This is a genomic window from Mesorhizobium sp. C372A (genome assembly GCF_030323245.1).
In the GTDB taxonomy this organism is placed as follows: domain Bacteria; phylum Pseudomonadota; class Alphaproteobacteria; order Rhizobiales; family Rhizobiaceae; genus Mesorhizobium.
The window spans coordinates 6,119,653-6,133,073 of the sequence record NZ_CP100475.1; the positions used below are offsets into that span (position 1 = coordinate 6,119,653).

The 13,421-nt window shown below is 64.7% G+C and carries 13 protein-coding genes; 6 read left to right on the top strand and 7 right to left on the bottom strand.

Translation table 11 applies throughout. The features are described 5' to 3' along the window. The first annotated feature begins 2 nt into the window (after nt 1–2). From mtnK to fba, 4 genes are all read left to right on the top strand, one after another. The gene (mtnK, locus tag NLY42_RS29595; RefSeq protein WP_023754040.1) at nt 3–1,271 is read left to right on the top strand and encodes an S-methyl-5-thioribose kinase; all 1,269 of its coding nucleotides are present in this window, start codon (nt 3–5) and stop codon (nt 1,269–1,271) included. Further along, nucleotides 1,268–2,362 carry an S-methyl-5-thioribose-1-phosphate isomerase gene (mtnA, locus tag NLY42_RS29600; RefSeq protein ID WP_023754039.1) on the top strand — a complete coding sequence of 365 codons (1,095 nt, stop codon included), beginning with the start codon at nt 1,268–1,270 and terminating at the stop codon, nt 2,360–2,362. Before mtnK ends, mtnA begins: the two co-directional genes overlap by 4 nt. A 200-nt stretch (nt 2,363–2,562) precedes the next feature. Then, nucleotides 2,563–3,537 carry an IS5 family transposase gene (locus NLY42_RS29605; protein ID WP_023754038.1) on the top strand — a complete coding sequence of 325 codons (975 nt, stop codon included), beginning with the start codon at nt 2,563–2,565 and terminating at the stop codon, nt 3,535–3,537. A gap of 314 nt (nt 3,538–3,851) precedes the next feature. After that, nucleotides 3,852–4,916: a class II fructose-bisphosphate aldolase gene (gene fba, locus NLY42_RS29610; RefSeq protein ID WP_023687044.1), complete on the top strand. Its 1,065-nt coding sequence runs from the start codon at nt 3,852–3,854 to the stop codon at nt 4,914–4,916. 161 nt (nt 4,917–5,077) lie between these two features. Here fba and NLY42_RS29615 read toward each other — a convergent pair whose 3' ends face one another. From NLY42_RS29615 to NLY42_RS29635, 5 genes are all read right to left on the bottom strand, one after another. Further along, nucleotides 5,078–6,184, bottom strand: a complete 1,107-nt coding sequence (locus tag NLY42_RS29615; protein ID WP_023687043.1) for an isopenicillin N synthase family dioxygenase — start codon at nt 6,182–6,184, stop codon at nt 5,078–5,080. A 136-nt stretch (nt 6,185–6,320) separates the two neighbouring features. Continuing rightward, nucleotides 6,321–6,977, bottom strand: coding sequence for a methionine ABC transporter permease (locus tag NLY42_RS29620; protein ID WP_023668578.1), 657 nt, complete (start codon nt 6,975–6,977; stop codon nt 6,321–6,323). Continuing rightward, nucleotides 6,958–8,046 carry a methionine ABC transporter ATP-binding protein gene (locus NLY42_RS29625; RefSeq protein ID WP_023709948.1) on the bottom strand — a complete coding sequence of 363 codons (1,089 nt, stop codon included), beginning with the start codon at nt 8,044–8,046 and terminating at the stop codon, nt 6,958–6,960. The genes NLY42_RS29620 and NLY42_RS29625 overlap by 20 nt, the downstream gene beginning before the upstream one ends. Nucleotides 8,047–8,129: 83 nt before the next feature. Further along, nucleotides 8,130–8,984: a MetQ/NlpA family lipoprotein gene (locus tag NLY42_RS29630; protein WP_023754037.1), complete on the bottom strand. Its 855-nt coding sequence runs from the start codon at nt 8,982–8,984 to the stop codon at nt 8,130–8,132. A gap of 172 nt (nt 8,985–9,156) precedes the next feature. Next, a complete protein-coding gene (locus NLY42_RS29635) occupies nt 9,157–9,840 on the bottom strand; it encodes an SDR family NAD(P)-dependent oxidoreductase (protein WP_023754036.1) in 684 nt (227 codons plus the stop codon). Between the two features lie 213 nt (nt 9,841–10,053). On the opposite strand from NLY42_RS29635, the gene NLY42_RS29640 reads away from it, so the two are divergent. Beyond that, the gene (locus tag NLY42_RS29640; RefSeq protein WP_023709949.1) at nt 10,054–11,169 is read left to right on the top strand and encodes an anhydro-N-acetylmuramic acid kinase; all 1,116 of its coding nucleotides are present in this window, start codon (nt 10,054–10,056) and stop codon (nt 11,167–11,169) included. On the opposite strand, the gene NLY42_RS29645 is transcribed toward NLY42_RS29640, so the two are convergent. Both NLY42_RS29645 and NLY42_RS29650 read right to left on the bottom strand, forming a co-directional pair. Continuing rightward, on the bottom strand, nt 11,166–11,585 hold the full coding sequence (locus tag NLY42_RS29645) for a GNAT family N-acetyltransferase (RefSeq protein ID WP_023754035.1): 420 nt from the start codon (nt 11,583–11,585) through the stop codon (nt 11,166–11,168). The genes NLY42_RS29640 and NLY42_RS29645 overlap by 4 nt on opposite strands. Further along, on the bottom strand, nt 11,582–12,823 hold the full coding sequence (locus NLY42_RS29650) for an MFS transporter (RefSeq protein WP_023754034.1): 1,242 nt from the start codon (nt 12,821–12,823) through the stop codon (nt 11,582–11,584). The genes NLY42_RS29645 and NLY42_RS29650 overlap by 4 nt, the downstream gene beginning before the upstream one ends. Nucleotides 12,824–12,871: 48 nt before the next feature. Between NLY42_RS29650 and NLY42_RS29655 the strand changes: the two genes are divergently transcribed. Continuing rightward, entirely contained in the window at nt 12,872–13,411 is a 540-nt protein-coding gene (locus NLY42_RS29655; protein ID WP_023687041.1) for an Lrp/AsnC family transcriptional regulator, read from the top strand. Nucleotides 13,412–13,421: the final 10 nt, after the last annotated feature.

Here is a 13,421-nt window from a genome sequence, read left to right on the forward strand (position 1 = left end):
GAATGACTGCGAAATTGCCGTTTGAAGCACTGTCGGTGGAGACGCTTGCAACGCGCCTCGGTACGAACGAAGCGCTGTGCGCCAAAATCGGCAAGGGCCCTTGGAAGGTGCGCGAGGTCGGCGACGGCAATCTGAACCTCGTCTTCATCGTCGAAGGCGGCTCGGGTGCGGCGGTCGTCAAGCAAGCCCTGCCCTATGTTCGCCTCGTCGGCGACAGCTGGCCGCTGCCCTTGAAACGTTCCTTCTTCGAATATCACGCGCTGACGCGGCAAGAGGCGCGCGCGCCGGGTTCGGTGCCGGCGATCCTCCATTTCGACGAAGCCCAGGCGCTGATCATCATGGAATATCTGGCGCCGCCGCACATCATCCTGCGCCGTGCCCTGATCGACGGCCGCGAGTTGCCAAATATCGCCCGCGACATCGGCCTGTTCATGGCCCGCACTTTGTTCTGCGGCTCTGATCTCTCCATGCCGACCAAGGACCGCAAGGCCGACCTGGCGCTGTTTGCCGACAATGTCGAACTCTGCGGCATCACCGAAGACCTGGTGTTTTCCGATCCCTATTTCGACGCCAAGCTGAACCGGCACACCTCGCCGCAGCTCGACGGTCTGGTTGCCGAACTGCGTGCCGACCGCGACCTCAAGGTCGAAGCGCAGCGGCTGAAGCATATCTTCGCCGCCAATGCCGAGACGCTGCTGCATGGCGACCTGCATTCGGGCTCGATCATGGTCACCGACACCGAGACGCGGATGATCGATCCGGAATTCGCCTTCTACGGTCCGATGGCCTTCGACGTCGGCATGCTGCTCGCCAATTTTTGGATGTCCTACTTCTCGCAGCGCGGCCATGAACAGAAGGGCAAGCGTGACGCCATGCGTGCCTATCTGCTCGGGGTGACCAACGACACCTGGACGGTGTTCCGCGCCGAGTTCTCGCATCTATGGCGCACCGAGCGCACCGGCATGCTTTACCAGAAGAGCCTGTTCGAGGATCAGGGCGACATTCTCGCCTCGGAGCAGGCGCTCGACCATGTGCTGCACCAGATCTGGACCGACCTCTTGGGCTTTGCCGGCATCGAGGTGCACCGGCGCATCCTCGGCCTCGCCCACAATGCCGATTTCGAGACCATCGAGGACGAGGATCTGCGAGCCTCCTGCGAGGCCAAGGCGCTGAAATTCGGCCGTCACATCGCCGTCAACCGGCGCCAGATTCACGGCATGGACGAGGTCAATAATCTGGCCGCTTTGATCGAACGGGAGAGCAGGATTTGAACGTCGGCGAGCGCCACTACCGCACCATCTGGCTGAGCGACGACCAGCGTTCGGTCGAGATCATCGACCAGCGCTGGCTGCCGCACGAGTTCCGGGTCGAGACGATCGGGAGCGTTGCCGGCATCGCCACCGCGATCCGTGACATGTGGGTTCGTGGCGCGCCGCTGATCGGCGTCACCGCGGCCTACGGCGTCGCCATCCAGATGGCGGACGATCCGTCTGACGAAGCGCTCGACGCGGTCTGGGAGACGCTGCACAAGACGCGGCCGACTGCGATCAATCTACGCTGGGCGCTGGACGAGATGCGGCGGTTCCTCAAGCCGATCGTATTGGGACAGCGCGCGGAGGCGGCCTATAAGCGCGCTGCCGAAATCGCCGACGAGGATGTCGATCTCAATCGCGCCATCGGCGAGAACGGGCTTGCCATCATCAAGGAGATCGCGGCACGCAAGAAGCCGGGCGAGCCGGTCAACATCCTCACCCATTGCAACGCCGGTTGGCTGGCGACGGTCGATTACGGCACCGCCACGTCGCCGATCTATCTCGCCATCGAGGCCGGCATTCCGGTCCATGTCTATGTCGACGAGACGCGCCCGCGCAACCAGGGCGCCCAGCTGACCGCCTGGGAGATGGCCGGCCACGGCGTGCCGCACACGCTGATCGTCGACAATGCCGGCGGCCATCTGATGCAGCGTGGCGCGGTCGACATGGTGATCGTGGGCACCGACCGCACCACGGCCAATGGCGACGTCTGCAACAAGATCGGCACCTATCTCAAGGCGCTCGCCGCCTCCGATAATGAGGTGCCCTTCTACGTCGCTCTGCCCTCGCCGACCATCGACTGGACGGTGGGTGATGGCCTCACCGAAATCCCGATCGAGGAACGCTCCGGTGACGAGGTGTCGCTGGTCTGGGGCAAGACGGCGGACGGCAAGATCGCGCAGGTTCGGGTTTCGCCCGAAGCGACGCCGGCGGCAAATCCGGCATTTGACGTGACGCCGGCACGGCTGGTGACGGGGCTGATCACCGAGCGCGGTGTGGCCAAGGCTTCGCGCGAAGGGTTGAAGGCGATGTTCCCCGAACGCGGATAATCTCCCCCCTTGAGGGGGAGATGTCGCCAAAGGCGACAGAGGGGGTCGGCGCGTCCTGACGCGACCTCCCAGCACCGACAGATGACGCTAGCGCTCCAGTCGAACCGACCCCCTCTGGCCTGCCGGCCATCTCCCCCTCAAGGGGACTGTTGCAAAATTGGGTGGATGTGATTCCCTGTTTTTGAAACGGGGATTTTGCGATGACGACAAAGCCGAGCGGTCAGTTCAGTTTTGTAGAGGCTCTGCTGCCGCAGGGTCTTGGTCGGAGCGGACGACTGGACCGGCTGTCGTCGCTGGTGAAGTGGTATCGCTTCGAGAAGATCCTGGCGCGGCTGCGCTCGCCAACTGGGCCGGGGCGGCCTGCGTACAATTCGCTGGTGATGTTCAAGGCGCTTCTGCTGCAATCCTTGTATGGGCTGTCGGACAACGAACTGGAGGAGGCGCTCGCCGATCGGCTGTCGTTCCGCCGCTTCGTTGGACTGACGCTCGAGGAGACGGTGCCCGACCACACCACGCTCAACCGCTTTCGCAATCTTCTCGTGGAGGCCGGGCTTCTGGAGAAGCTGTTTGGCGAACTGGACCATCAACTGGACAAGGCCGGGCTGATCCTGCGGCGCGGCACGATGCTCGATGCCACGGTGATCGAGACGGCGGCGGCACGGCCGCCCAGTGGGGCCGCGCACGAAGCGGGCGATGCCGGCGATCCCGATGCCGGCTTTACACGCCGGCAGGGCAAGCCTGGCTCCTCCTACGGCTACAAGGCCCATGTCGGCGTCGACCAGGGTTCTGGTCTGATCCGCCGGGTGAGGACGACAGCAGCCAACGTCAACGACACGGTCGAGGCGGATCATCTGATCTGTGGCGACGAAGGCGCGGTGCTGGCGGATGCGGCCTATCACACCAAGGCGCGCGAGCTGTCGCTGAGGCAGCGCGGGATCAAGCCGCGGCTGATGCGGCGGGCCAACAAGCATCATCCGCGCCTGCCGGCGCGCCTGAAGCAGTTCAACCAACTGATCGCCCGGCAACATTTTGCCGTCGAGACGACCTTCGCCACCTTGAAGAACCGCATGCGACTTTGCGCCATCCGCTATCGCGGTCTGGCCAAGGCGGCAGGACAGGTTCTCATCGCCGCCATGGCCTTCAACATGCGTCGCTGGGTGACGCTGGCGACCTGATCTAGGGTCGCACTGCGCCCGAAATCCGCCGAATACGCCAACTCCTACCCCCATCTGGCCACAAACCAGCGCCGGAAACCACCTCGCAGCCCTTGCCGTCTCTCTCCACGCCCAAAGCCTATAACGCAACGGGCCCTCAAGGGGGAGATTGGCGCCTCACCGGCTGGCTACCGGATTTTGCCCCTGCAACAAGAATTGCGGCCTCGATGGCGGCTGACGGTTGCGGTTCTGGCGAAATCCGGCCAGAAGCATCTAGGCCGGCAACCGGCCGGCCCGCGACGTTGCGCTTGAAACCAGATACGGGAGACTATTGGGTGGCTCGCATAACACTGAGACAATTGCTCGACCACGCCGCCGAATACGGCTACGGCGTACCCGCCTTCAACATGAACAATATGGAACAGGGCCTCGCCATCATGGAGGCGGCCGAGGAGACCAAGTCGCCGGTCATCCTGCAGGCCAGCCGCGGCGCCCGCGCCTACGCCAATGATGTGGTGCTGGCCAAGCTGATCGACGCGCTGGTCGAAATCCACCCCGACATCCCGGTCTGCATGCATCTCGACCATGGCAACAACGAAGCCACCTGCGTCACCGCCATCCAGTACGGCTTCACCTCGGTGATGATGGACGGCTCGCTGAAAGAGGACGGCAAGACGCCGGCCGACTATGCCTACAATTCCGGCATCACCCGGCGCGTCGTCGACATGGCGCATTGGGGCGGCGTGTCGGTGGAAGGCGAGATCGGTGTGCTCGGTTCGCTTGAGAGCGGCGGCGGCGAGCAGGAAGACGGCCACGGCGTCGAAGGCGCCATCAGCCACGACCAGCTCTTGACCGATCCGGAACAGGCGGTCGAGTTCGTCAAGGACACCCATGTCGATGCGCTGGCTGTCGCCATGGGCACCAGCCACGGCGCCTACAAATTCTCACGCAAGCCGGACGGCGCGGTGCTGGCGATGAACGTCATCGAGGAAATCCACCGCCGCCTGCCCAACATGCATCTGGTCATGCACGGCTCGTCCTCGGTGCCCGAGGACCTGCAGGAAATCATCAATAGATATGGCGGCCAGATGAAGCCGACCTGGGGCGTGCCGGTGGAAGAGATCCAGCGCGGCATCAAGCACGGCGTGCGCAAGATCAACATCGACACCGACAACCGCATGGCGCTGACCGGCGCCATCCGCAAGGTGCTGACCGAAAACCCGAGCGAGTTCGATCCGCGCAAATACCTGACGCCGGCCATGGCCGCGATGCGCAAACTGTGCAAGGAGCGCTTCGAGCAGTTCGGCACCGCCGGCAATGCCCAGAAGATCAAGCCGCTGCCGGTAGCTGAGATGGCCAAGCGCTACAAGTCGGGCAGCCTTGATCCGAAGTTTGGGTGAAGTCCCCTGGCGCCTCTTCCTTCTCCCCTTGTGGGGAAGAAAGAAGAGCTATTGACATAAAAAAGGCCGGGCGCGAAAGCAGCCCGGCCAAAAGAAGGTCAAGAACCTTCAGAGGGGAACACCGTTCGGTGGAATGGGAGGAAACCGCCGAACGATAATTCCTATATGCGCGCATTCGCTGCGGTTGGCGACGAACGGCTTTCTAAAACAATGCGGGATGCGGAAATTTCGTTCTTGTCTTCCAAGATTTCAGCCGGCTGAGCGCCGGTTTCCAGGAGATCGGCGTAGTGCCGGCGCGCCACGTCGGGATGCGAGCGCAGGCGGCTCTTCAGCACATTGGTACCGACATTGCGAAACAGCGGATTGTCGGGATCGCTGGCCGGACCCCGCGCCTCGGCCGCCAGTTCCTCGGGCAGGTTGAGCAGCGGGATCGTGGCGTCGAGCCGGGCGCTGAAGAAGAAGGGCACCGAAATCCGCTCGACACCGGCCGGTGGCGTTACCACGCGGTGGACCGTTGCTCTCAGATACCCGTTGGAGGCCAGCTCGAGCAGTTCGCCGATGTTGATCACCAGCGTGTCGGGCAGCGGATCGACGTCGACCCAGGCACCGTCATATTCGACCTGCAGCCCCTTGCTCTCGTCCTGCAACAGAAGCGTCAGGAAACCGCCATCCTTGTGCGCGCCGACGCCTTGGTTGTCGCCGGTGGCGTCGCGGCCGGGGTAGCGCACGATCTTCATGCGATGGTTGGGCTCGGCCCGGTAGACGGGATCGAAGGCGTCCTCGGCCTGATCGAGCGACAAAGCGAAGGCCCGGAGCAGCCGGATCGCCACCGCCGTCGCCTTGGCCTGCCATGCGAGTAGCGCCGGCTTCAGCTCGGGCAGCGTGGCCGGCCACTGGTTGGGCCCTTGCAGCCGCGTCCAGGCGGGCACGCCGGGGCCTTGTTCGATGGCCGGGCGTTCGACGCCGATGTCGAGCTGTTCGCGCCAGTCGGCCTTGCCTTTGGTCAGCTCGCCGCCGGCGCGCGTATAGCCGCGGAACTGCGAGGACTTCACCATTTCGATCGCCAGTTTGTCGGCTTCCGGCAAGGCAAAGAACCGGCGCGAGGCGTCGAGCACTTCTGCGGTATCCGCAGCCGATATGCCGTGGCCGGTCAAATAGAAGAAGCCGACATCGCGCGCGGCCGTGCGCAGGTCGAAGAGAAACGTTCGCCGCTCGGAAGCGCCCTGTTCGAGACGGCCGAGATCAAGCACGGGTACGATCCTGGGCATGGTCAAGCTCCTTGTTCCGCTGTCACGGTGGCACGCAGGCCGGTCCGATCAAAGCAACGCGCAATCCAATCTCGGCGCCGATAGAGAAAGCCGGCGCTGCGTTTGGCAGCCTGCCGGCAAATAACGTTCGTGGCGCTCATCCGCGCCGGTCCAGCCTGGCGACCAGCCGGTCACCGACCCACTGGATGCCGCAAACGAGGATGATCAGCACAATGACCACGGCGACCATGACGCTGGTCTCAAAACGCTGGTAGCCGTAGCGGATGGCGAGGTCGCCAAGCCCGCCGGCACCGATGGCGCCGGCCATGGCCGAGGCGCCGATCAGCGTTACCAGCGTCACCGTGAAACCGGCGACGATGCCGGGCAATGCTTCGGGCACCAGCACCTCGCGGATGATGGTCCAGCGGTTGCCGCCCATGGCGCGCGCCGCCTCGATCAGGCCGCGATCGACCTCGCGCAGCGACACTTCGGCGATGCGGGCATAGTAGGGCGTCGCCGCAATCGACAACGGCACGATCGCCGCCCAGGTGCCGATCGAGGTGCCGACGATCAGCCGCGTCACCGGGATCAGCGCCACCAGAAGGATGATGAAAGGCACCGAGCGGAAGCCGTTGATGACGGCGCCGAGCGCGCGGTTCACCCACAGGCTTTCGGCAATGCCGCCGCGCTCGGTGGCAATCAATGCCAGGCCGAGCGGCAGCCCGAAGACGAGCGAGATGAGGCCCGATGCCGCCGTCATCAGGACCGTCTCCCAGATCGAGCGCAGCAGAAGTTCAAACAGAACCGGCGACATGGCCAAGCACCTCCACCCGTGCGTCGCGGGCCTTCAGGAATGCGATTACTTTGGACAGATGTTTCGGATCGTTGCCCGCGACCGCAAGGAACAGCGTGCCGACCGGCTGCTGCTGGACATGGTCGATGCCACCATGGACGAGGCGGAAAGGCCCCGGCACGGCCACCGCAAGATCGGACAGCAGCGGACCGCGCGCGGCCTCACCTGCGACGTCGACCCTGAGGATGAGCTCGGCGCCGCCTCCGGAAGCAAGCCGGCCGGCAATCTCGGCCGGCAGTTGCGGGCGGATGCCGCCGAGCAGGCTCCTGGTGATTTCGGAACGCGGCTCGGCAAAGACCGACCACACCGGGCCTTGTTCGACGATGCGCCCGGCATCGATCACCGCGACGCGGTCGGCGATCGAGCGGATCACCTCCATCTCGTGGGTGATAAGCAGGATGGTGAGGCCGAGCTGCCGGTTGATGTCTTTCAGCAAGGCCAGGATGGAGCGCGTCGTCTCCGGATCGAGCGCTGAGGTCGCCTCGTCGGACAGCAGCAGCGCCGGCCGCGCGGCCAGCGCCCTGGCGATGCCGACGCGCTGCTTCTGGCCGCCCGACAGCGAGGACGGATAGGCCTTCGCCTTCTCCGACAGGCCGACGAGGTCGAGCAATTCGGCGGCGCGCGCCAGCCGTTCGGCCTTTGGGCGGCCCTCGATCTTCAGCGGCAGCGCGACATTGTCCTCCACGGTCTTGGCCGACAGCAGATTGAAGTGCTGGAAGATCATGCCGATGCGACGCCGCAGCGGCTGCAATTCACGCTCGCCGAGCCGGCCGATCTCGCGGCCCTCGATGAAGACGTCGCCGGAGTCCGGCCGCTCCAGCCCGTTGAGGCAGCGGATCAGCGTCGACTTGCCGGCGCCGCTGCGGCCGATGATGCCGAGGATCTCGCCCTTCTTCACCGTCAGCGAGACGCCGTCGAGCGCAGGCGTCGCGCCAAAGCGGCGCTTGAGGTCGACCAGGCGTACGACATCTTCTTGCCCGGCCGATATATTGACCGGACCGGATGCCTCGGCCGTGACGTGCTGGTTCATCTCACTGTCCGTTTCAACGCTCGACAAATGCGACAGCGGCCCGCTCAACAGCGGGCCGCCTGCTCCTGACAACCAGGCGCCAATCAATAGGCGCTGATCCCGGTGCCCTTGTAGACCTTGTCGAACTCGGCCTTGACCGCCTCGTTCTGGTAGGACGCGACCAGCGTCTTCACCCACGCCTCGTTCTCGTTGCCGGATTTCACGGCGATGAAGTTGCGGTAGGGGTTGTCGGCCACTGGCTCCTGGGCGATGCGGTTGTCCGGGCCGAGACCGCTCTTCAGCGCCCAGTCGGTGTTGACGACAGCCGCGTCGAGATCCTCGACCGAGCGCCCGACAATGCCGGCATCCAGTTCCTTGATGACGACCTTCTTCGGGTTCTCGGCAATGTCGGCGGTGGTCGCCAGGATGCCGGTGCCGTCCTTCAGCTTGATCACGCCTTCCTTCTGCAGAACGCGCAACGCGCGGCCCTCATTCGAGGGGTCGTTGGGCAAGCCGATGACGGCGCCTTCGGGCAGGTCGGCAACCTTGGTGTATTTCTTGGAGTAGAGGCCGATCGGCCAGACGCCGGTGTAGCCGACGCGCACGATGTGGTACCCTTGGGTCTTGATCTGGTTGTCGAGATAGGGCTGGTGCTGGAAGGCGTTGGCGTCGATCTCGCCGCGCTCGAGCGCCTCGTTGGGCTGGGTGTAGTCGTTGAACACCACGGTCTCGACGGTCAGGCCTTTTTCGGCGGCCTGGGCGACGACGACGCGCCAGACATCCTCATCCTCGCCGCTGATGATGCCGACCTTGATAGACTTCTTGTCCTCGGCGAAGGACGGCGTCGGCTGAGCCAGACCGGCAAGCGTGACGGCCGAGGCAAAAAGTGCCGCAAGGGCAGCTCGCCGGCTGATGGCTGAAAAAAGAAGAGAGCTGGAAGCGTTTCCGCGTTCGGACATTGTCGATCCCTCGTAATCCTGAAGTCATTGCGGCGAGGTGGAATACCAAGCCTTGACGACATCATCGGCAATGCTGCTTGCCGGATCAAAGAACCGCATTTCTTCTCAAACACGAAGCCGGGAATATTCTCTCAAAGATTTCGCAATTGCGAGAACGGTCACGCCGGACCGGTCAGAATGTCTCGACAAAGGGCCGCAGCTCGACCTCGAAGCTCCAGGCGCTGCGATGCTGGCGATGGGTCGCGAGATAGGTCTGCGCGATCGCATCGGGCGACAGCTGGCTGTCCGGTCGCTCGGGCTTCGTCCCGACCGGCTCGATCTGGCCGTCGATAATGAAATGGGCGACATGGATGTTCTTCGGGAAGAGTTCGCGCGCCATCGACTGAGCCAGACCGCGCAGGCCGAATTTCGGCATGGCAAAGCCGGCGGAGTTGGGAAAGCCCTTGATGCTGGCGGAGGCGCCGGTGAAAAGAATCGAACCGGAGCCGCGCGCAAGCAGCCGCCGCGCCGCTTGCTGGCCGACCAGGAAGCCGCCATAGGCGCCGACAAGCAAGGCTTGTTTGACCGCATCGGGATCGACCTCGGCGATCGGGCCGCGCGTGCGGCCGCTGGCATTGAAGACGGCAAGGGCCAGCGGGCCTTGCTTGTCGGCGGCGTCAAACAGGCCGGCGACGGAGGCCGGATCGGCGACGTCGGTTTCGACGGCCAGCGCGCCGGTTTCCCCGACCAGCGCCGCGAGTTTGGCCGTGTTGCGGGCGGCCAGCACCACACCATAGCCTTCCGTGGTGAGAAGGCGTGCCAAAGAGGCGCTCAGGCCCGCACCCGCGCCGGCGATCACTGCGACTTCGGATGCCATGTCGTTTCTCCTTGGCGATGACGTGTTCGTCTCATAGCTGGCGTCTTGAGCGGCGAGACGCAAGAACGGCGTTGCTCGATTTTCGCTGTTCGGTGAAAAACCCTGCCGGCAGGTTCGGAGCAATCGACCGCGGCCAGGGTCTTGCCTGGCGAGACAATCCGTCCGACAGGTGATTGCGTTGGAATCGCAAACGGTGTCGCAAGGGAGTCGACCGTGGAACCAATCTGGGCCGTCGGCCTGATGACCGGCACCGTGCTTGACGGCAATATCGACGTGGCGCTGATCAAGACCGATGGCGAGCGGATCGCCGATTTCGGCACCTATACGCTGGCCCCCTACCCCGCAGCGATCCGTGCCTTGCTGGAGGAGACGCTGCGTCAGGCCCGGGTGTGGAATTTCGACGGGCCGGAGCCGGCGATCTTTGCCGAAGCCGAGGAGGCGCTGACGCGGGCGCAGTCGGCGGCGGTGAAGGACCTTGTCGAAAGCTACGGCCTGACCATGGGCGATATCGGCGTGGTCGGTTTTCACGGCCAAACCGTGCTGCATCGTGCCCCGCAACCCGGGCGGCGCGGCGATACGCGCCAGTTGGGCGATGGCGCGCTGATGCATTCCATTTTGGGCGCCAAGGTCGCCTATGATTTCCGCTCGGACGATGTGCGCGCTGGCGGCCAGGGCGCACCACTGGCGGCTGCCTACCACGCGGCGCTTTTGAGGGAAGCCGACGCCAGCGGGGACACCGCTGTGCTCAATCTCGGCGGTGTCGGCAACGTCACTTGGTGGGACGGCAAGGACAACATCGTCGCCTTCGACACTGGCCCGGCCAACGCGCCGCTCAACGATTTCATCAAGGCAAACGGCCTCGGCGAGATGGACCGCGACGGCGCACTGGGCGCGGCCGGCACCGTCGATGAAGTGCGGCTGGCCAAATTGCTCCAGCATCCGTATCTGACCAAGCCCTATCCGAAATCGCTCGACCGTTTCGACTTCGGCGCCGCCATGGCCGACGGCCTCGGCGCAGAGGATGGGGCGGCGACGCTGACGGCCTTCACCGTCTCGGCCGTCGGCAAGGCGCTCGATTTGTTGCCGCGCCGGCCGAAGCGGCTGGCGGTCAGTGGCGGCGGCCGCCGCAACCCGACGATGATGGCGATGCTGGCGAGGCGCGCCAACGTCGAGGTTGTGCAGGCCGAGACACTGGGCTGGAAAGGCGATGCGGTGGAGGCCGAATGCTTTGCCTTCCTTGCCGTGCGCGTGCTGCGCGGCCTGCCGATCAGCTTTCCCAGCACCACCGGCGTGCCGCGGCCGATGCAAGGCGGGCGGCTGGCAGGTTAGAGCTTCTTCTGCAGGAAGATGCGGCTGCGGCCGATGGGAAAGTCAGGCAGCTCGCCGAAACGCCGGTAGCCTTGCCGCTCATAGACTTTGGCCGCTGTCGGATTGAACGTGTCGATCCAGGCGTTCTGGCAGCCCCGGGCGACTGCTTCGCGCTCGGCAGCGTCCAGCATGTCGCCGGCCATATGCTGGCCGCGCAGGCGTTCGTCGACCCACAGCCATTGCACATAGAGCCAGCCCCAGGCGGTGTATCCCGAAATGCCGGCGACGACAGCGCCGTGCTCGCCACGAACGAAGACCGCGATCGGCTTGCGGCCGGAGGGGCCGACATCGCCGTCATTGAACGCCGTCAGCCGCTCGGCCAGGAAGGCGAGGTCGTCTGACGAGGGGTCGGCAGTGGTTTCAAGCGTCGTCTTCATCCGGGCGGGGCTCGCATGGCAAGCCAAGCTCTAGCGAAGGACGGGATGAGGACGCAAGCTTTACGGCTTGATGGGCGGAGGCGACCGCCATGACCCGCTGCTGCCGCAACCAGCATCAGCACGGCGGCGACGATCGCGCAGATGGCAAAGCCGAACGATGAATAAAGCGGCCCGAAGCTGGTGGTGCCGATGAAGACGGCGAGGTAGGTGACCGAACTGTTCAGGCCCATGATGGTGCCACGGCGCGACGGATCGAGCGCGGTAAGGCGCATCACCAGCACGTTCAGGCCGAAATGATTGGCAAGGCCCCATATGGCGATCATAGCCAGGATCAGCACGAAATTGCTGCTTGCGAGCGCGATGGCGACATAGACGACGGCGACCAGCAGATAGGCGAAGGGCATGACGCGCCGCGCGCCGATGCGGTCGATGACGCCGTCGAGGAAGGCCGCGGCGCCGAAGCCGGCGCCATAGGCGAGCGCGGCCAGCGCATTGGCGCTGACGGGCTCGCCCAGATCCTGGTGCAGATGATCGCCGAGATAGCCGTAGACGCCGTAAAAAGCGGTCATGAAGGCGGTGCAGGCGATGAGCAGCGGCACGATCCCCGGAATGGCCAGCGCAACGAACGGCGACGGTGCCGGGCCGCTCTTCCTGACGTCGCTGAGCGAGGTCATCGACAAGGCAGCAAGCGCAATGGCGGAAAGCACCGCGACGGCGGCGAAGACGGCGCGCCAGTGCACGAGATCGGCAAGCACGGCCGACAGCGACACGCCGGCCACCATGGAGACCGTCCAGCCGGTCAGCACGACGCCGATCGTGCCGCTTTCGCGGCCGGGCGGCGCAATTGCCGCTGCACTGGCATAGATGGCCGGCATGGCGACGCCGGCGGCGATGCCGGCGACGGCCTGGGCCGCGACCAGCATGATCACCGTCGGCGCCAGCGCGCTGGCGAGAAGCCCGACGGCCAGAAGAAGCAGCGCGCCCTGCAGCATGCGGCGGGCGCCGACGCCGTCGATATAGCGGGCGAGGAACAACGCGCTGGCCGAAGTGCCGAGGCCGAAGGCGGCCGACGCGGCAATCACCGCCGGCACGCTGGTGCCGAAGGATGCGGCGACTGCCGGAGCAATTGGACCCAGGACCAGCGAGTTCGAGCCGATGACGGCGATGCAGCCGGTCAGGAGATAGGCCAGCGCCGGGATCGGCTGATGGAGCGTTGCAGCTTGATGCGCGTTCGTCATCGGGTCATAATGGCCGAACTGAATTCCGCGACAACAAGGAATTTCGATATGGATGAAGAAACAGATGGGGTTCTGCAGAACAAGGTAGCTCCCCGAGAGCTCGACGCAATCGACCGAAAAATATTAGGCGTGCTGGTCGAGGATGCGACGATCAGCTACGCCGAACTTGGCGAACGCGTCTGCCTGTCGCCGCCGGCGGCGCATGAGCGGGTCAAGCGCCTGCGGCGCAGCGGCGCCATCCGCGGCACGGCTGTGATCATCGACCCGAAGGCGGTGAAAAAGCCGCTGCTCACCTTCGTGCATATCGATACCAAGGGCTGGGGCAAGACACCGGAGCTGATGGCCGTCTCCCAATATCCTGAGGTCGAGGAAATCCATTCGGTGGCCGGCGACACCTGCATGCTTCTCAAGGTCCGCACCGAGGACACCAGGGCGCTCGAAGGCCTGCTGGCGCGTCTCTACGAAACGCCCGGCGTCACCTCGACGCGAAGCTATGTCGTGCTGTCGACTTATCTCGAGCGCCCGGTGCAGCCCGAGATCACGGCGCAATGGCCGACGCCCCGGCATATGGCCACGCCGTTGTACTGATCTGCGCAAT